Source organism: Legionella norrlandica (assembly GCF_000770585.1).
In the GTDB taxonomy this organism is placed as follows: Bacteria; Pseudomonadota; Gammaproteobacteria; order Legionellales; family Legionellaceae; genus Legionella; species Legionella norrlandica.
Map to the genome: position 1 here is coordinate 19,682 of NZ_JNCF01000025.1, position 17,460 is coordinate 37,141.

Consider the following 17,460-nt stretch of genomic DNA (forward strand, 5'->3'; position numbering starts at 1 on the left):
CCAGTTTTTTAAACTATGAGAGGGAGGGTTTCATCAATTAACTCAAACCTTGCAGGTAACTGGCCAATGCTTTCACCGTCTGCTTCAATTTGAATATTTCTTTTCTCCAGCGACTCTACTTTAATTTTTTTAGCCTGTACATAATGAATATTACTATCCAATAAATGGTTTCCCGAATAAATTTTATATAATTTAAAAAGTGCGTTTAGTTTAGTGAAATTATTAAAAAAAACGACATCAAATAATCCATCATTAACTTTTGCCAGTGGCGCTACATGCATACCCCCTCCAAAATATTGACCACTGCAAACCGCCATCAGCAACATGGAGCTTTCAAAAGGTAAGGCATCATCTATTTGAATTAATACCTTACTTTTTTGGTAGGTAATCAAACCTATTAAAGCATGAATTAAGTAGTTAAGAGTACCACCCAATTTTTTTAACCATTTGCTTTTGGATACTTTCGAAACCACTTGCCCCGATAAACCACAGCTAGCAATATTAATAAAATATCGTGAATTTTGATTAGAGAGGATGATTTTCCAATGTTACAATTTATAAATTGGTTATGACTTAGTCTATCCAGGAATTCAGTAACGTTCTGTTTAGTAAATTGTCTTATAAAATCACCTCCGCAACCTGCATTAAAGAAAGCAATTTTAGTTTGTGAACTTCTCAATTTATCCTTATCAATGAGTCCATTTAAGACATGATTTAAAGTACCATCTCCGCCGATTATTAATAATCTATCAGGCTTCTCAGCAAGAAGCTGGACAGTAATGACTTCAAGATCATCAATCCTGTTAGACATTCTATAAATAATATGATCGAATATGGCATGCAGTCCTGGTTTTAAAACTCGCCAAACTTTTTTACCCCGACCACCACCTGCGATGGGATTGATTACTACTGCAATTTTACTCATACTAATGCAGCCAACCGACAGGCCTGATCAATAGCATGCCGAGCATCCAGCTCCAAAGCCTTATAAGCTCCCCCAACTAAATGAACTATTTTACCTGCCATTTTTAAAGGTTCGTACAAATCTCTTAATTCAGTTTGGCCAGTGCAGAGCACAACCGAGTCAACTTCTAGTATCTGAGGTTTATCATCAATGAATAGATGCAATCCCTGGTCATCGATACGCGCATAACTTACCCCGGAAATCATTTTTACTTGCTTATGTTTTAGGCTGGCTCGATGTATCCAACCTGTGGTTTTTCCAAGCGTTTACCCATTTTTTCTTTCTTGCGCTGTAATAAATACACTTCACGGGAACTTGGTATAATTTGTGGAGGTTTTAAACCGCCTCGATGCTGTCCAGAGATATCAATTCCCCATTCCTTATAAAACTGTTCAGCGGTAAGTTGATGATCATGAGTTAAAAATTCAGCCACATCAAAACCAATGCCTCCTGCTCCAATTATTGCCACTTTTGCACCAACGGGTCTATTCTTGGCAATTACATCTATATAACTCACCACTTTTTCATGCTCTATTCCCTCAATATTTGGGATACGTGGCCTAATTCCACTTGCTAAAACTATCTCATCATAATCCTTTAACAACTCAAGGGTAGCTTCAGTATTTAAGTGGATATCTACCTTATATTTTTGTAATTGGTAATTAAAATAATTCAGCGTATGCTGAAACTCCCCCTTCCCGGGAATTTTTTTCGCTAAATTAAACTGCCCTCCAATACTATCCGCTTTTTCAAAAAGAGTAATTTTATGTCCTCGTTCCGCTGCAGTCACAGCAAAAGCAAGACCAGCAGGCCCTGAACCCACAACAGCAATAGATTTAGGCTGATTGGTCGTTTCATAAACTAGCGTTGTTTCATTACAAGCCCGAGGATTCACGACACAAGAGGCTGTTTCATTGACAAAAACTTGGTCAAGGCAAGCCTGGTTACAAGCTATACATACATTAATAGCATTACTATCACCTAATTTTGCCTTTTCAGCAAAAAATGGATCTGCTAAAAATGGTCTTGCCATGGAAATCATATCGGCAACACCTGTTTCCAACAACTGATTAGCCAATTCTGGAGTATTAATTCGATTAGAAGTAATCATTGGTATCTTTATTTCTGCCTTTAAATGCTGGGTAACCTGAGTAAACGCCGCAGAAGGAACCATCGTTCCTATTGTAGGGATTCTTGCTTCGTGCCAACCAATGCCAGTATTAATTAAAGTAGCACCAGCTTCTTCAATGGCTTTAGCAAGAGTCACCACTTCATGCCAATTGCTACCTTCCGCAACCAAATCCAGCATGGATAACCGGTAAATGATGATAAATTTGTCCCCAACAGCTTCCCGTACCCTACGCACTACTTCAACAGGAAAACGAATGCGGTTAGAATAATGCCCCCCCCACTCATCTTTACGATGATTGGTATGGGTTACTATAAACTGGTTAATTAAATACCCTTCGCTGCCCATAATCTCGACACCATCATAACCAGCTAGTTGAGCTAATTTTGCGCATCTAGCAAAATGCTTGATAGTTTTTATAATTCGTCTTTTACTCATTGCCCATGGTTTAAAGGGGCTAATTGGAGATTTGATGGCGCTTGGTGCCACTGTAAAGGGGTGATAGCCATAGCGTCCTGCATGTAATATTTGCAAAGCAATTTTGCCACCGGCTTCATGAACCGTATGAGTAATTAATTCATGTTGATGTTGTTCCCTACTATTGGTCAGTTTGGCTGCAAAAGGAGCTAGACGGCCAGCTCTATTTGGGGCAAAGCCACCTGTTACTATTAATCCGACATCTCCTCGAGCTCTTTCTCTATAAAAATTGGCAAGACGATTTAAGCTTCCCTTATCTTCCTCAAGTCCTGTGTGCATAGATCCCATTAATAAACGATTTTTGATTTGAGTAAACCCCAAGTCCAGGGGCTGGAAGATGGCTTTAAAGGGAGTATTATCAATTCTCAATTCCATGAGGACTCTCTACGTAGCTTAAAAATACAAAGTATAAACTTTACTTATTATACAGCAATCATTTTTTAACTGATGGAGAAAAAATCAAAAAATAATCGTATGATCACTACTTCATTTCATCATTGCTTCATATTATGGCCAAACCTAATATGCACTACCTACTGGAATAAATCCTTTTCTTGGATAATACTAAAAAAACCTATTAAAAGGACATAAACAACTATAGGAAATAATATGAATAAACCCACAACCTCCCTCCTTGTCGGAACTTTTTTATGCTCCAATATAGCTCTTGCGGCTGACGCTACAGCAACAATCTACACTACTGGGCCTAAACCAACTGAAATAGGCAAAGTCGAATTTACAAAAACACCTTATGGCATTTTGATTACTCCAACTTTAACAGGGCTTCCAGAAGGGCTGCATGGTTTCCATTTGCATCAGCACCCTGACTGTGGTGATAAAGGAATGCATGCCGGAGGACATTACGATCCTGAAAATACCAAGAGTCATCAAGGGCCTTATGGCAAAGGACATCTGGGCGATTTACCTGTTTTATACGTCACTAAAGATGGTGAAGCAACTACGCCTACTTTGGCTCCCCGTTTAAAATTAAGTGACTTACATAATTTAACCGTTATGATTCATGCCGGTGGAGATAATTACAGCGATGATCCTCCTCTAGGAGGAGGCGGTGATCGTATCGCCTGCGGTGTAATTAAATAAGATCTATCGCTATTCACTTTGAATTTCCCCCGGTTACGGTCGGAGTTAGCCTAAACCGGGGTAAAAACAGGTTTACCTACTTTCTATGTCGACAAATAGAGAGTTCGAGATAAACCGTTATTAAAATTTTCATTCCAATCGACTACTCACATGAACTGCATGAATAACCGCACTGATCCGGCCTATTCGGGCGATACTGGTAGCCGAAATCCCATGTTCTTGCAATTGGCGAGCATGAGAGCTAATGCAAGAACCACAGCCATTAAGTGCTGAAACAGCCAGAGATAATATTTCAAACGTCACTCTATTTACCCCCGGATTCATCATTCCTTGCATTCTTAAACCAGCAGGGACATGCTCTACTTCTTGATTTTCAGTTAAGTGAACAAAGCGATAATATACATTGGTCATTGCCATAAGGCTTGCCGCCAACTGGGCTGCATGAACTAGTTGTTCATCCTGAATCAATTCTTTAAATTCTGCAATTAATGCTTTATCCCCTAAAGAATAACTAACTGCCAAGGCTGAGCCTAAAATCTGTTGTTCATTTAGCCCGTCACTTTGAGCAAAATCAAGGATTTTACCTAAATTTAAACGAATATCTTTAGCAATTTCAGGGATATTTTCTTTAATGCTTTCTAACATGATTACTACCTCTTATTTGAATTTATTTTATGTGAATTGTTTGTTCGCCTTTTTTCCAGTTACAGGGGCAAAGCTCATCGGTCTGTAGAGCATCAAGAACACGTAGAACTTCTTCTGGATTGCGTCCAACATTCAAATCAGTAACCATTACAAAACGTGTAATACCATTGGGATCAACGATAAATGTGGCCCGTTGTGCAACACCTTCCTCTTCATCTAATATCCCCAGGCTTGAGGTCAGTTCTCGTTTAACGTCAGCCAGCATAGGAAATGGTAAATTCTTTAAATCAGGATGTTGATTTCTCCATGCCAAATGTACGAATTCATTATCTGTACTTCCACCTAAAATTTGGGCATCTCGATCAGCAAATTCTGAATTAAGTCTTCCAAATTCCGCAATCTCTGTAGGGCAAACAAAAGTAAAATCTTTTGGCCAAAAAAACACTACTAACCACTTACCTTGATAAGTCTCTTTGGAAATCATTTGAAAAGCATTATTGAGTTCATTGCTCACTGTGGCTTTGATCTGAAATTCTGGAAATTTTTTACCTACGGTAATCATAATTTTCTCCTTTAATTAATCTGACTTTCAAAGATAAATTTAGGTGAAATTGATTAATAAATAAAATCAATTATTTTTATTAACTTAATAAAAATAATTGATTAAAAATAAAATTATTAGTCCATTATGCAAAATATTTGGCTTTTATGATTTTATAAACTACTTTTAAAGAAGAGCAAGTAGAGGAATATTATATGGATGACCCTTTTGCTGTATTACTAAAATCATTACAATCTGTCTTTCACTTGGAAACAATGAGAAGTGGTAAATATACTTTTCCTGCTGTTCAACACCTAAAAGAAGCAACTGAAAATTACGATCCGAGGGCTAAAAATACTTTTATAGAATTGCTTAGAGCCATTAGAGAAGCCTTACCTAATATTGAAAAATGGCGGATTAATTTTGATATCATAAGAAAATCCATGGATGCGTTGGCAAAGCAGCACCACATGCCCACCATTGACTGGAATCAAGTTTTATCTCACCCAAGAGTATCACCGCGATTTCAATTTAGCGCTCTTAACCATTCGCAGCAGGAAGATTTAATTCCTTGGCTTTCGTCAAAAACCGGAAAATCTCTTGGACAAATGGATCAAACTGAACTAACCCAGGTATTGGTAGATAACAGAGACCGATATGGATTTAGTCAAAAATTAAGCCATCATTTAAAGAAGGATCCTGAGTTTTTATTTAATTTGATCATACGCTCCGAAAGAAATTTCATCAAAATTTGCCGTACCCGCCTAATCCTATACCTAACTGACTCCCAAATTGCTAAAGCCATCATTAAACATACACCTACCTTGATTCATAGGCGAAAAGAATCATTAGAGCAAGTGGAGCAACTGATTCATACTTTAAATGATATATTATCTAATGGGCGTTCCATATCTACTCTTTTACGAAATGCAGAAGCCAAACCCATCCTGGAAAGATCTCCTATCTTTCATGCCTATTTGAGTGAAGAATACAAAAACAGACATCAATACTCAGTCAACAGCAAAACTATTCCTGAACAAGAAAATGAATCACTAAAACCGGGCCTATAAAACGTTCACCAATATACATAGCATTAGCTCAGGGAAGTCCATTTGATTAATGTGCGTCCAATATAAGCAAAATCGGAGGTTTTGCTTATATCGAATTCACGTTAAGTACTGCCTAGGTACTAACAAAGAGAATTATTTGCAGCCTTAAGCTCAATTTCATCAAAATTGGGTAAATTTTGTTTAGCGGCTTTAAACACCTCTTTCAGACTACCTTGCTCTAAAGCATCTAAATGCTTTTCAAGAGAGCTGGATGGTTGATTTCCCAAAATAACCTCTTTGAGTGCTGTCGCTGCAGCTATTTTTTGCTTTTTTGTAAAAGGATTTATCAAACCACAAGACACAGAATTAAAAAAAGAAGCATATCCAGTGGTATAGGTACCTTGCTTCTCTCTGTTTGAAATATAGAGATCTATCCGCTCTAGTGTCTTGCAGCGTGGCAATACCTCATTTATTCTTTTAATATCTTTTGAGTTTTCTAATAATTCCCGCCTCTTGTTAAGCTCATCCGGGTCACTGGCGCTTAGGTACTTTCCATTATTATCAGTGTCAATTGTGATACCAACAAACTCACCCATTTTTAAATCAGAGTCAGCAGTTTCTCCAGAATTGAAAGGATAGAGCGTACGCTTTACTTCGCCTAATTTTTTATTAATTTGATAAATAGCCTGGGCCATTTGTTCAGGAGAGGCACTTGATTGAAAGTAAATAGTAATTGCAGCGCCTGTCTTAGCTCGTTGAATTGACTCTTCTGTACCCTTTTGTTGGTCAATATTAGGATTAATAACCTTCATAGCATTAACTATACCGATATTCATATCATGAATAATATTTGCTATTAAGAGACCATTACCTATTCCATCTTGCAATGGAATATGTAATTTAATGGGATTGCTTTTATTGCTATCGCTTTTTAAATAAAGAAAAAATTGATTATCATCTAAATCACACCCTAACTCATTTAGAGGCTGATTATAAGTTTTATATATTAAAGCCTTACTATATTTCATGCGATCTGTCATAAATTGATTGTATAATTCATCCCGTTGATCAAGCGCTTCTTTTTGTTTCTTAGCCTGCTCTAATAATCTTTGATGTTCATCTTGTGTGTAAGACATAATTTCAAACTCCTATAGTTCTGCATGAGATTTACGATTATATTTAATCAAATTGATCAATATAAGTACAATTAATTGTGTTGATAAGTTATATTACTATTGGTTATATTCGATGTTTATCAGTACGTTACACGTACTGGATTGATTTTTTACATACAAAAAATGTTCATCAAGATAGGACACTACTTTCAATAAGAGCAGTTTTAGTTAGTTTGGTTACAGTCTTATCCATGATTCAAACAGAAAAAACTGTTAAGTGGGTTTAACCCGTATTAGCATAGCATAATATAGGAGTTGGTTTCTTATCACACGTCTTCCTGGATTAGGCAAAACCATAATCCAGGTGACTTGCAAATTACCGTCAACCAATGAATGGCGTAAATACAATTAGTCGAGCAAGCCTAAAGATTTTACAGTATCTCTTTCGCTACGCAGCTCTTCCAAAGTAATATTGAACCTTTCTTGACCAAAATCATTGAAAGAAAAATTCTCAACTACTTTAAATTCCCCTTTTTCTCTATAACATGGAACAGAGAAGATTAAACCCTCATCAATTCCATATTCCCCTTCTGAACAACGGCACATGGAGAATGATTCACCCGCAGGAGTATCAGTGACTAAATGATTAACCCCAGTGATAATTGCGTTGGCGGCAGACGCAGCAGAAGAAGAACCTCGAGCCTTGATAACTGCAGCTCCTCGTTGTTGGACAGTAGATACAAAAGTCTCTTGCAACCAGGTTTCATCATTTATGACTTTAGCTGCAGAAACTCCATTAATTTTGGCGTTATAAAAATCAGGATATTGAGTAGAAGAGTGATTGCCCCAAATGGTCATTTGAGTCACTGCCGTAATATCAACCCCAGCTTTCTTCGCTAATTGAGTGCGCGCTCTTAGTTCATCTAAAGTAGTCATTGCATAAAAGCGATCCGATGGGATATCTTTAGCGTGGTGCATCGCAATTAAGCAATTGGTATTACAAGGATTTCCTACAACAAATACGCGCACATCATCACTGGCGTAGTCATTAATTGCTTGACCTTGTTTGGTAAATATTCCACCATTAATTTGTAATAAATCAGAACGCTCCATACCTTGTTTTCGGGGAACAGAGCCAACTAATAATGCCCAATTAACTCCATCCATAGCTTTATTCAAATCAGCAGTACAAACAATACGCTTTAACAAAGGAAATGCGCAATCATCGAGCTCCATAGCAACCCCTTCCAAAGAGGGAAGCGCAGGTTCAAGCTCAAGTAAACTCAATTCCACTTCAGTATCAGCGCCAAACATTTGACCAGAAGCAATGCGGAATACCAAAGCGTAACCTATTTGCCCTGCAGCGCCAGTCACAGCAACTCTTACTCGTTTCTTCGTCATATTATTTCCTCTTGTTCAACCATTCTCTAACTAAAAATAAGGCAGCAATACTGCGTGCCTCGGTAAAATCTGGTTTCTCCAACAGCTCAAAAGCAGCATGCAATGGCCACTCTATAGTTTCTGGAGGTTCCGGTTCATCACCCGGTAAAGGCGAAAAATACAAGCCCTCGGCAACAACGAGTTCAATCCGAGCTCCAAAATAACCGGGAGCCAATGACATTGAGCGGAGCCAATGAAGTTCTCTTGCTGCATAACCAGTCTCTTCACGCAACTCCCTATTAGCCGCTTCTAAAGGAGTTTCATTCCTATCTATAACTCCTTTGGGAAATGCTAACTCGTAGGAGTCAATTCCTGCGGCGTATTCTCGAACTAATAATAATGATTCCCCCGGAGTTAATGCAACTATAAGTACAGCCCCATGACCATGACTTTTGATACGCTCAAATACTCTTTGAGCTCCGTTGGAAAATTCCAGGCACATTTCTTCAACTGTAAACAACCGAGATCTAGCTATCACAGTTCTTTGTTTACATTTTGGTTTATCACGCATCAATGCATCACTTATTTTGTAGCAAAATTGTTACCATGATACTATTGCATTCCTAAACAAGCCAGTTTAAAAATTGTAATGTTGCCTTTATCTTTATATATTCATATTCCATGGTGCATCAGAAAATGTCCATATTGTGATTTTAATTCCCACAAAAGTCCCGATGTTTTACCTGAACAAAAATATATTCAGGCATTAGTTGATGACCTTAAGACGGATTTATCTTCCTATGATACCCGGGAAATTATCTCTATTTTCATTGGCGGAGGCACTCCCAGTTTATTTTCTGCCGAAGCATACAACAGTTTGTTCGATAAATTAAAATGTTTACTCCCTTTTGCTGAAGATATTGAAATCACAATGGAGGCCAACCCTGGCACTGTAGAGCAGCATCGATTTACTGATTACCGACAATCAGGAATCAATCGCCTATCCTTAGGCATTCAAAGTTTTAATCCCTGTCATTTACAAGCATTGGGCCGTATCCACGATGATAAACAAGCCCATTCAGCCATAAATACTGCTCGAAAAGCAGGTTTTGATAATCTGAATCTGGATATCATGCATGGTTTACCCAACCAAAATGTAGACGAAGGATTACAAGATCTGAAAACCGCCCTGTCTTATCAACCGGAACATTTATCTTGGTATCAATTAACCATAGAACCAAATACCATATTTTACAAGCATACTCCCCCTCTCCCGTCAGAAGAAGAGGATTACTTATTAGAAGAACAAGGTTTTTCTTTACTACATAATTTAGGATATCATCGTTATGAAATTTCTGCTTTTTCTAAACCCGGAAAACAAGCCAGGCATAATGTTAATTACTGGCTATTTGGAGATTATTTAGGTATAGGAGCAGGAGCTCACGGAAAAATTACGACTCAAAATAAAGTGATACGAACACGGAAACACCGCCAGCCTAAGGATTACCTGGATAATGAAAAACCTTTTCTGGCAGCTCAGGAATCTATTGAAGGAAAAGAGTTATTATTTGAATTCATGCTCAATACCACTCGGTTAGAACAAGCTATCCCATTGGAATTATTCACAAAAATGACGGGACTGGCACTCGATAAGCTCTTGCCATTGTTAAAATTAGCTGATGAGAAACAATTGATCACCCTAACCAATACTCATTGGCAAGTGACTTCTTTAGGACGACAATACACTAATGATCTGCAATCCTTGTTTTTGCCCTAGTTTATGCCGGCATTCTTAAAAGATCGATTGCTCAGGTAAGTTTTCTATCATAAAATGTTTGATAATTAAGATTATTTCCGAAAAAGGAGCTATCGGTGGTGGCGCTATTTCTATTTTTAATATTAGTTGGCTATTTAATGGGCTCCATTAATTCAGCTATCATAGTATGCCGTGTGTTCGGACTACCTGACCCAAGAATGGAAGGTTCAAAAAACCCAGGAGCAACTAACGTACTTCGTCTTGGCGGCAAACAATATGGCATTATAGTTATGGTATTTGATGTCGTTAAAGGAATACTCCCTGTTCTCATAGCTAAATTATTAAATGCGCCCCCCGTTACCGTCGCCTTTACTGCTTTAGCAGCAGTAATCGGACATATGTACCCTCTTTTCTTTCATTTTAAGGGTGGAAAAGGTGTAGCAACAGCAATTGGAGCTTTATTAGCATTTCATTTTGTTATTGGCATTATGGTTGCTGCGACTTGGCTATTAGTTGCAAATTTCTGGCGCTATTCTTCCCTAGCTCGATTGCATCTATGTCTTTGGCACCATTTTACGCGCTAATGCTAGTGGGTAATCTCAATATATTTCCGCCATTATTTTTTATCACAATTTTGGTTCTATATAAACACAAAGACAACTTTACCCGCTTGATAGATGGAAAAGAACCTAAAATCAAGTTTAAACATAGTGTGATAGAAGAAATAATGGAAGCCTCGCCTGCCGTTTCTTCCGAGTCAGAATCTCCAGGGAAAGAAACAACTGAAACGAATACACCAGAAGCAAAAGAAGAATCTGTTGTCACCATAGAAAAAACTAAAACTACAAGAAAAAAGACAACTGAAATAGAGACCACTAAAAAACCAAAATCAACTAAAGCCACAGGAAAGGACGAATAACGATCATATTTAAGTACAGGTTGAGAGATAAAACTGCTCTCTAAAAAGCAGAATGTATACGGTAGTATATTAGAGTTTTTCTAGAGAGTTATCTATCTAGATACCCAAAAACAATCCCTCTAAGCAGCCTTCAAGCAAGGGGCCATCGGGGTTTGACTACTACTCCCCACTCCTTATCTTTCTCTCCACGTATCATTCTTAGACATCCGGCATAAGCCACCATTGCCCCATTATCTGTGCAATATTCCAGAGCTGGGAAATAGACCTCTCCTTTAATATCTGCCATCCATTTTTGTAAAGCGAACCGTAAAGATTTATTTGCTCCAACCCCACCTGCTACTACTAAACGTTTAGAGGAAGATTCTTTCATTGCTCTTTTGCATTTTATAATTAATGTTTCAACTACGGCATGTTGAAATGCTTTTGCAATCTCTGAGCGATCGCTTTCCTTTTTTTTACTTTGGTTCCAGGTAGTTAAAGCATAGGTTTTTAACCCACTGAAACTAAAATCCAAGCCTGGCCTATCAGTCATCGGGCGAGGAAATTGGTAGGGTGTTGATGGGCATTGATCTGCTAAATTTGCCAAAATTGCTCCTCCCGGATAAGGAATACCCATTAGCTTGGCTGTTTTATCAAAAGCTTCTCCTACAGCATCATCTAGCGTATCACCTAGAAGTTGATATTGACCTATATTAGCTACCTCTATTAATTGGCAATGGCCACCTGAAACTAGAAGTGCAGTAAAAGGAAACTCTAGAGAGGAAGTTTCCATTTTTGCTGCTAATAGATGAGCTTCTAAATGATGAATAGCTAATGCAGGAATCCGTAATGCGTACGCTAAGCTTTTGGCAAAGCAAGAACCAACTAACAATGCACCAATTAACCCAGGACCAGCTGTATAGGCTACACCATCCAATTGATTTTTATGAATTTGAGCTTTGTTTAATACCTCATCGAGCAAAGGTACCATATAACTCACATGGTCTCTTGAAGCTAACTCTGGAACCACCCCACCATGCGCACGGTGTGTAATAATTTGAGAATGCAAAGCATGAGATAATAATCCTGATTCTGAATCATAAACAGCAACACCTGTTTCGTCACAGGAAGACTCTATACCCAATACCAGCATTTACTACCTCAATTATTGAATTAATTTAGCTTTGTTAGGCCTTCTCTAGACTGTAACTTCGACAGAGATGTTTCACTAGGCTAAGATAATTACCATATTATACCATAGACAAAAACTCTCATTAAGTTTAATGAATAATTTAATGAATAATTCCTTAACTATTTCACAAGCATATATTGAGTTAGCCCACAATGATAAAAAATTTTGTAAGAGCATGATTTTATCTCGAAAAAATTTGATCTAATAATTTGCTAAAATAGCAATAAACGTATAGATTAATCTTGACGAGCGGCAAATCTAGCACTAGAATTGCCCACCTATTAAGATTAAATAACCAGAGGACTAGTTTAATGCCTACCGTTCGTGTAAAAGAAGGCGAAAACCCAGAATATGCATTACGACGTTTCAAACGCTCTTGTGAAAAAGCCGGTATTTTAACTGAATTACGCCGACGCGAATTTTATGAAAAACCAACAGCCGAGCGTAAACGTAAACAAGCTGCTGCAGTAAAACGTCATTTGAAAAAAATATCTCGTGATGTTGTTTCACGCCGCGGTGTTGGTCATAGACGCAAAAAAAGTAGCGATTAATCAATCTTCTGTCAAGGTTAGCTATAGTTCAAAAACAAACTTGAATTGAATTGTGCTGTTTTTAAAAAACAGATGTAATTGTAATGTAATGTTTTTTATTTGAAATTAGTCTTTTTGACAGTTTCGGTGGTAAATCGCAGCTCGTCTAATATTACACCAAGGTCACATTGTATGTGGCCTTTTGTTTTTTAAGGAATTGAAAATGACTATAAAAGAACAAATCAATAACGATATTAAAGACGCAATGCGTGCAAAAGACAAAAACTTACTAGGTGCTTTACGCTTAATTACTGCTGCTGTAAAACAAATTGAAGTAGATGAGCGCATTGAAGTCAATGATGAGCGCATGCTCGCTATCTTGGATAAAATGTCCAAACAACGAAAAGAATCTATTGCCCAATTTGAAAAAGCAAACCGGGATGATTTGGTTGCCCAAGAGAAATTTGAACTAGATGTCATCTCGAAATATCTACCTGAGCCATTAACAGAAACTGAAATTGATCAATTGATTAAAGAAGCAATTACCAGTACTGGTGCAGAAAAGATAGCCGATATGGGCAAAGTTATGGCCATTCTCAAACCCAAACTACAAGGTCGAGCTGATATGAGTCAGGTAAGTGCTTTAATAAAGGCCAAATTAAGCTGAGGCTTAGAGTGTCTGGCTTAATCCCGCAGCCATTCATTAATGATCTGTTACACCGAACCGATCTGGTAGAGTTAATAGACAACTACATCCCTTTAAAAAAAAGAGGCAACAGCTACATCGCCTGTTGCCCATTTCATAATGAGAAAACTCCGTCCTTCAATGTAGTAGCCAAAAAGCAATTTTATCACTGCTTTGGCTGTGGTGCTTCTGGTAATGCCATCAGTTTTGCTATGAATTATCTTAATCAAGGATTTACAGATGCCGTTGAAACCTTGGCTGCTCGCCTAGGGTTAACTGTTCCACGAGATGGTACGGTAGAAAAGAATAAATCATCTCGTGATCTGTATCAACTTATGGCTGAAATTAGCCAATATTATCAGAAAAAGCTAAGGCACCACGGACAAACAGCAATTGACTACCTACGAAACAGGGGGCTAAGTGGAGAGATTGCAAAATTATACCAATTAGGTTATGCACCCGATGGCTGGCACAATCTAGAAAAAGCTTTCCCAACCCATGAACGTGAGCTGCTCACAACGGGTATGTTAATTAAAAGTGATGATGGTAAAATTTATGATAGGTATCGTCATCGTATTATGTTTCCTATCCATGATAGAAATGGCCGAGTGATTGGTTTTGGCGGTCGAGTCTTGAATGAAGAACAAAAACCCAAATACCTTAACTCGCCTGAAACAGTACTTTTTCAAAAAAGTCGGGAATTATATGGATTACATCAAGTCTTATCACAACAAAAAAAACCGAAAATATTATAGTGGTTGAAGGTTACATGGATGTTATTGCACTGGCGCAACACGGTATTTTTAATGCCGTAGCTACGTTGGGAACTGCTACTAGCACTTATCATATACAATTGCTTGCAAAACATACCAAACATCTGATTTTTTGTTTTGATGGAGATAACGCAGGTAGGCAAGCCGCATGGCGAGCATTAGAGAGCAGTTTACCTCATTTGAATTCAGGACTCGATGCCGGGTTTATTTTCTTGCCTAATGGACATGACCCTGACAGTCTGGTAAGAAATGAAGGAAAACACAGTTTCTTGGAGCTTCTGAAGCAAGCAACACCACTGCACCGTTTTTTCTTTGATACCTTGAGTAAAGACATTAACTTATCAACCCCCGCAGGGAAGACACAATTAATTAATGCGGTAAAACCCTACTTGCAAAAAATGGTTGAAGACTCCTACAAGCAACTATTAATTGATGATTTAGCCCGTTTGACTCATATTGAAAACCATAGATTATATAAGCTAATTACTAGTCAGTCTGAGCAGACACCAGAGAAACAAACCACTATTTCTCGCTCACCAATACGGATTGCTATTGCCCTACTCTTACAAAATCCAGAAATTTATTCTATGGCTACCGAGCAGATTAATCCTGCTCTTCTCAATGACAAAGAGCACCATATTTTACTAAAATTATTACAACAATTGGGGGAAAATCCTTATGCCAATACAGCAACTCTGATTGAATTATGGCGTAATAGTAGTTATTTTGAGTCTATTATTAAATTAGCAGCATGGGATCATCAAGTTCCTGAGCAGGAGCTCATTAAAGAGTTTATTGATATTTTATTATTTTTACAAAAGCAAAATCGTGAGATATTAATAAGACAATATTTAGAGAAATCGCGACAAAACGGATTAACTGAGACAGAAAGGATCAGCTTACAAAATTTGTTAAAGGAAAGACATGTGCAAACTGAAATTGAAAAATAAAAATACTGAAATACTGGTATGTTGCTGCTACCCAGTTTATAATTTAAAACTTTTTGTAATTTCTCATTGTTCCAACAGAAGTGCCTATGACCATGAATGACCAAGATCAGCAAAGCTCACAAATTACGAAAGTCATTAGCCTAGGTAAAGAACAGGGCTATCTGACCTATAGTCAAATTAATGACTTATTGCCTAACATTGTAGATACAGAGCATTTTGATGTAATCATTAGTATGCTAGAAGGCATGAACATCAAAGTCTTCGAACTACCACCGAGTGAAGATGAGCTTGCTCTCTTATTAAATACAGAAGAAGTGCCAGACATCGAAGAAGCTGCCATGGTTCTGGCCTCTGTGGACAAAGAAACAGGCAGAACAACCGATCCGGTCCGTATGTATATGCGTGAAATGGGTACTGTAGAGCTACTGACACGTGAAGGCGAAATCCGCATTGCGAAGCGTATCGAGGAAGGAATTTACCAAGTGCTTAAATCCTTGGCGCACTATCCTGAAACGGTTCAATTAGTGCTTGAAGATTATGATCGTTTCAATGCTGAAGAAATTCGTCTTAGTGAGATTATTAGTGGTTTCTCTGATGTTGATGAAGAAATCGCACCTGCCAGCAATATTGGTTCTATGCTCGATGAAGAGCAGCAGGAAGCAGTTCTACTTGATGTTGATGAAGAAGATGAAGACGGGGACGGAGATGGAGGTCTCCCTGAGGTAGATGAAGGCCCTAATCCTGAGCAAGCCAAAATTTATTTTGATGAATTGCGAGAAAACTTCAATAAAGCAATGGCAGCTCTTAAAGAGTACGGTCGTACGAGCAAAAAAACAATTGAAATGCTGGACATTATGTCTGAGTCTTTCTTGAAGCTCAAATTGACTTCCAGACAAGTAGACAAATTAACCCGTCATTTCCGCCAATTGCGTAATCACATTAGGGAATTCGAGCGTGGTATCATGCGTCTTTGTATAGAAAAAGCTCGTATTCCCAGAAAGTTATTCATTGATACATTCCCAGGCCAAGAAACCGATCTAAGCTGGCTGGATACTATCATTAGCAAGCATGCTAAAAAGCTTGATCTGGGTCGTATAGAAGAAAACCGCGATGAAATATTACGCATACAATCCAAACTTGCTTCTTTTGAGGTGGAATACGGTTTAAGCATTAGCGAAATAAAAGACATTAATCGTAAAATGTCTATAGGTGAAGCCAAAGCAAGACGTGCTAAAAAAGAAATGGTTGAAGCCAATTTGCGTCTGGTTATTTCTATTGCTAAAAAATACACTAACCGTGGACTACAGTTCCTTGATTTAATCCAGGAAGGCAACATTGGATTGATGAAAGCAGTCGACAAATTTGAATATCGCCGCGGCTATAAGTTTTCTACCTATGCTACTTGGTGGATTAGACAAGCGATTACTCGATCCATTGCCGATCAAGCACGCACTATTCGTATTCCAGTTCATATGATTGAAACTATCAATAAACTTAATCGCATTTCTCGTCAAATTTTGCAGGAAACTGGCCGGGAAGCAACACCGGAAGAATTAGCCGAGAAAATGGAGTTAAGTGAAGATAAAATTCGCAAGGTTCTGAAGATAGCCAAAGAACCTATATCCATGGAAACTCCTGTCGGGGATGATGACGACTCTCATCTGGGTGATTTTATAGAAGACAACAACATCGAATCTCCAATCGATATGGCGACAGCAGAAGGTTTAAGGGAAGCCACTTTAGAAATTCTGGAAACCCTGACCCCACGCGAAGCCAAAGTTCTCCGTATGCGTTTTGGTATAGAAATGAATACAGATCACACACTGGAAGAAGTTGGTAAACAATTTGACGTAACTCGCGAGCGTATTCGCCAAATCGAAGCAAAAGCATTACGTAAATTACGGCATCCTTCACGTTCAGAAAAGCTAAGAAGTTTTCTTGAAGGAGATGAAGGTTAATTTAATGACTGTTTATTACAAACAGTCATTAAAAAATGAAAAAAATAGTAGAAAATTAAATGAATTAAGTTTAAAATGACCCCCTCTCCGGGCCCATAGCTCAGTTGGTCAGAGCAGCGGACTCATAATCCGTTGGTCCTAGGTTCAAGTCCTAGTGGGCCACCAATAAAATCAAGTAGTTACGGTAGTTCTCAGAAAATTCGAAAAAGTCATGTAGACGTAATGTAGACAGATTAGGCTCTTCCCCATTTCCGGGGGCATTAATCAAGAACACAAAACTTTAACCCTTAACCTGTAATTTTCAAAGTTTCTAAACC

Annotated in this window: 14 protein-coding genes, 1 tRNA gene and 3 pseudogenes; 9 read left to right on the top strand and 9 right to left on the bottom strand. The window is 38.0% G+C overall.

The genetic code is table 11. The annotated features are described in order from the left end of the window. Positions 1–8: 8 nt before the first annotated feature. From OK13_RS15270 to OK13_RS07930, 3 genes and pseudogenes are all read right to left on the bottom strand, one after another. A complete protein-coding gene (locus tag OK13_RS15270) occupies positions 9–473 on the bottom strand; it encodes a diacylglycerol/lipid kinase family protein (protein WP_241480474.1) in 465 nt (154 codons plus the stop codon). Continuing rightward, positions 440–925 (bottom strand): diacylglycerol/lipid kinase family protein, encoded by a 486-nt coding sequence (locus OK13_RS15275; RefSeq protein WP_241480475.1) that lies wholly within the window; start codon positions 923–925, stop codon positions 440–442. The genes OK13_RS15270 and OK13_RS15275 overlap by 34 nt, the downstream gene beginning before the upstream one ends. Beyond that, positions 922–2,945: pseudogene (locus OK13_RS07930) on the bottom strand (oxidoreductase). The gene OK13_RS15275 and the pseudogene OK13_RS07930 overlap by 4 nt, the downstream one beginning before the upstream one ends. A 234-nt stretch (positions 2,946–3,179) precedes the next feature. Here OK13_RS07930 and OK13_RS07935 point away from each other — a divergent pair. Continuing rightward, the gene (locus OK13_RS07935; protein ID WP_035889778.1) at positions 3,180–3,671 is read left to right on the top strand and encodes a superoxide dismutase family protein; all 492 of its coding nucleotides are present in this window, start codon (positions 3,180–3,182) and stop codon (positions 3,669–3,671) included. Positions 3,672–3,800: 129 nt separating this feature from the next. Here OK13_RS07935 and OK13_RS07940 read toward each other — a convergent pair whose 3' ends face one another. Together OK13_RS07940 and OK13_RS07945 are read right to left on the bottom strand one after the other, a co-directional pair. Then, complete coding sequence (locus OK13_RS07940; RefSeq protein ID WP_052117619.1) at positions 3,801–4,316, bottom strand: carboxymuconolactone decarboxylase family protein; 516 nt, start codon at positions 4,314–4,316, stop codon at positions 3,801–3,803. A gap of 22 nt (positions 4,317–4,338) precedes the next feature. Beyond that, on the bottom strand, positions 4,339–4,878 hold the full coding sequence (locus OK13_RS07945) for a peroxiredoxin (protein WP_035889785.1): 540 nt from the start codon (positions 4,876–4,878) through the stop codon (positions 4,339–4,341). Positions 4,879–5,072: 194 nt separating this feature from the next. On the opposite strand from OK13_RS07945, the gene OK13_RS07950 reads away from it, so the two are divergent. Beyond that, the gene (locus tag OK13_RS07950; protein ID WP_035889788.1) at positions 5,073–5,927 is read left to right on the top strand and encodes a hypothetical protein; all 855 of its coding nucleotides are present in this window, start codon (positions 5,073–5,075) and stop codon (positions 5,925–5,927) included. A gap of 119 nt (positions 5,928–6,046) precedes the next feature. On the opposite strand, the gene OK13_RS07955 is transcribed toward OK13_RS07950, so the two are convergent. The 3 genes from OK13_RS07955 to nudE form a co-directional block, all read right to left on the bottom strand. Next, positions 6,047–7,042, bottom strand: coding sequence for a hypothetical protein (locus tag OK13_RS07955; RefSeq protein ID WP_035889794.1), 996 nt, complete (start codon positions 7,040–7,042; stop codon positions 6,047–6,049). A gap of 387 nt (positions 7,043–7,429) precedes the next feature. Next, the gene (locus OK13_RS07960) at positions 7,430–8,422 is read right to left on the bottom strand and encodes a malate dehydrogenase (protein WP_035889800.1); all 993 of its coding nucleotides are present in this window, start codon (positions 8,420–8,422) and stop codon (positions 7,430–7,432) included. A 1-nt stretch (position 8,423) separates the two neighbouring features. Next, positions 8,424–8,972 carry an ADP compounds hydrolase NudE gene (gene nudE, locus OK13_RS07965; RefSeq protein ID WP_035889802.1) on the bottom strand — a complete coding sequence of 183 codons (549 nt, stop codon included), beginning with the start codon at positions 8,970–8,972 and terminating at the stop codon, positions 8,424–8,426. A 78-nt stretch (positions 8,973–9,050) separates the two neighbouring features. Here nudE and hemW point away from each other — a divergent pair, with 78 nt between their 5' ends. Both hemW and plsY read left to right on the top strand, forming a co-directional pair. Then, positions 9,051–10,178 carry a radical SAM family heme chaperone HemW gene (gene hemW, locus OK13_RS07970; RefSeq protein ID WP_035889807.1) on the top strand — a complete coding sequence of 376 codons (1,128 nt, stop codon included), beginning with the start codon at positions 9,051–9,053 and terminating at the stop codon, positions 10,176–10,178. 98 nt (positions 10,179–10,276) lie between these two features. Continuing rightward, positions 10,277–11,076 (top strand): annotated as a pseudogene (gene plsY / locus OK13_RS16040) (glycerol-3-phosphate 1-O-acyltransferase PlsY). Positions 11,077–11,206: 130 nt separating this feature from the next. Here the strand turns inward: plsY and tsaD are convergent. Beyond that, positions 11,207–12,208, bottom strand: coding sequence for a tRNA (adenosine(37)-N6)-threonylcarbamoyltransferase complex transferase subunit TsaD (gene tsaD / locus OK13_RS07980; protein ID WP_035889810.1), 1,002 nt, complete (start codon positions 12,206–12,208; stop codon positions 11,207–11,209). A 350-nt stretch (positions 12,209–12,558) separates the two neighbouring features. On the opposite strand from tsaD, the gene rpsU reads away from it, so the two are divergent. The 5 genes and pseudogenes from rpsU (at position 12,559) to OK13_RS08005 (ending at position 17,308) form a co-directional block, all read left to right on the top strand. Next, a complete protein-coding gene (rpsU, locus tag OK13_RS07985; RefSeq protein WP_035889813.1) occupies positions 12,559–12,798 on the top strand; it encodes a 30S ribosomal protein S21 in 240 nt (79 codons plus the stop codon). A gap of 202 nt (positions 12,799–13,000) precedes the next feature. Continuing rightward, complete coding sequence (locus OK13_RS07990; RefSeq protein ID WP_035889814.1) at positions 13,001–13,444, top strand: GatB/YqeY domain-containing protein; 444 nt, start codon at positions 13,001–13,003, stop codon at positions 13,442–13,444. Positions 13,445–13,452: 8 nt separating this feature from the next. Next, positions 13,453–15,185, top strand: a pseudogene (gene dnaG / locus OK13_RS07995) (DNA primase). Between the two features lie 86 nt (positions 15,186–15,271). Continuing rightward, positions 15,272–17,143, top strand: coding sequence for an RNA polymerase sigma factor RpoD (gene rpoD / locus OK13_RS08000; protein ID WP_035889815.1), 1,872 nt, complete (start codon positions 15,272–15,274; stop codon positions 17,141–17,143). An 89-nt stretch (positions 17,144–17,232) separates the two neighbouring features. Continuing rightward, a tRNA-Ile gene (locus OK13_RS08005) sits at positions 17,233–17,308 on the top strand. The last annotated feature ends 152 nt before the right edge of the window (positions 17,309–17,460 follow it).

What these genes read in the sequence shown, in the direction of transcription:
- OK13_RS15275 (WP_241480475.1), bottom strand. Translation starts at nt 925, where the DNA reads ATGAGTAAAATTGCAGTAGTAATCAATCCCATCGCAGGTGGTGGTCGG.
- hemW (WP_035889807.1), top strand. Translation starts at nt 9,051, where the DNA reads ATGTTGCCTTTATCTTTATATATTCATATTCCATGGTGCATCAGAAAA.
- OK13_RS07940 (WP_052117619.1), bottom strand. Translation starts at nt 4,316, where the DNA reads ATGTTAGAAAGCATTAAAGAAAATATCCCTGAAATTGCTAAAGATATT.
- OK13_RS07990 (WP_035889814.1), top strand. Translation starts at nt 13,001, where the DNA reads ATGACTATAAAAGAACAAATCAATAACGATATTAAAGACGCAATGCGT.
- OK13_RS07955 (WP_035889794.1), bottom strand. Translation starts at nt 7,042, where the DNA reads ATGTCTTACACACAAGATGAACATCAAAGATTATTAGAGCAGGCTAAG.
- nudE (WP_035889802.1), bottom strand. Translation starts at nt 8,972, where the DNA reads ATGCGTGATAAACCAAAATGTAAACAAAGAACTGTGATAGCTAGATCT.
- OK13_RS07950 (WP_035889788.1), top strand. Translation starts at nt 5,073, where the DNA reads ATGGATGACCCTTTTGCTGTATTACTAAAATCATTACAATCTGTCTTT.
- tsaD (WP_035889810.1), bottom strand. Translation starts at nt 12,208, where the DNA reads ATGCTGGTATTGGGTATAGAGTCTTCCTGTGACGAAACAGGTGTTGCT.
- rpoD (WP_035889815.1), top strand. Translation starts at nt 15,272, where the DNA reads ATGACCATGAATGACCAAGATCAGCAAAGCTCACAAATTACGAAAGTC.
- rpsU (WP_035889813.1), top strand. Translation starts at nt 12,559, where the DNA reads ATGCCTACCGTTCGTGTAAAAGAAGGCGAAAACCCAGAATATGCATTA.
- OK13_RS07960 (WP_035889800.1), bottom strand. Translation starts at nt 8,422, where the DNA reads ATGACGAAGAAACGAGTAAGAGTTGCTGTGACTGGCGCTGCAGGGCAA.
- OK13_RS07945 (WP_035889785.1), bottom strand. Translation starts at nt 4,878, where the DNA reads ATGATTACCGTAGGTAAAAAATTTCCAGAATTTCAGATCAAAGCCACA.
- OK13_RS07935 (WP_035889778.1), top strand. Translation starts at nt 3,180, where the DNA reads ATGAATAAACCCACAACCTCCCTCCTTGTCGGAACTTTTTTATGCTCC.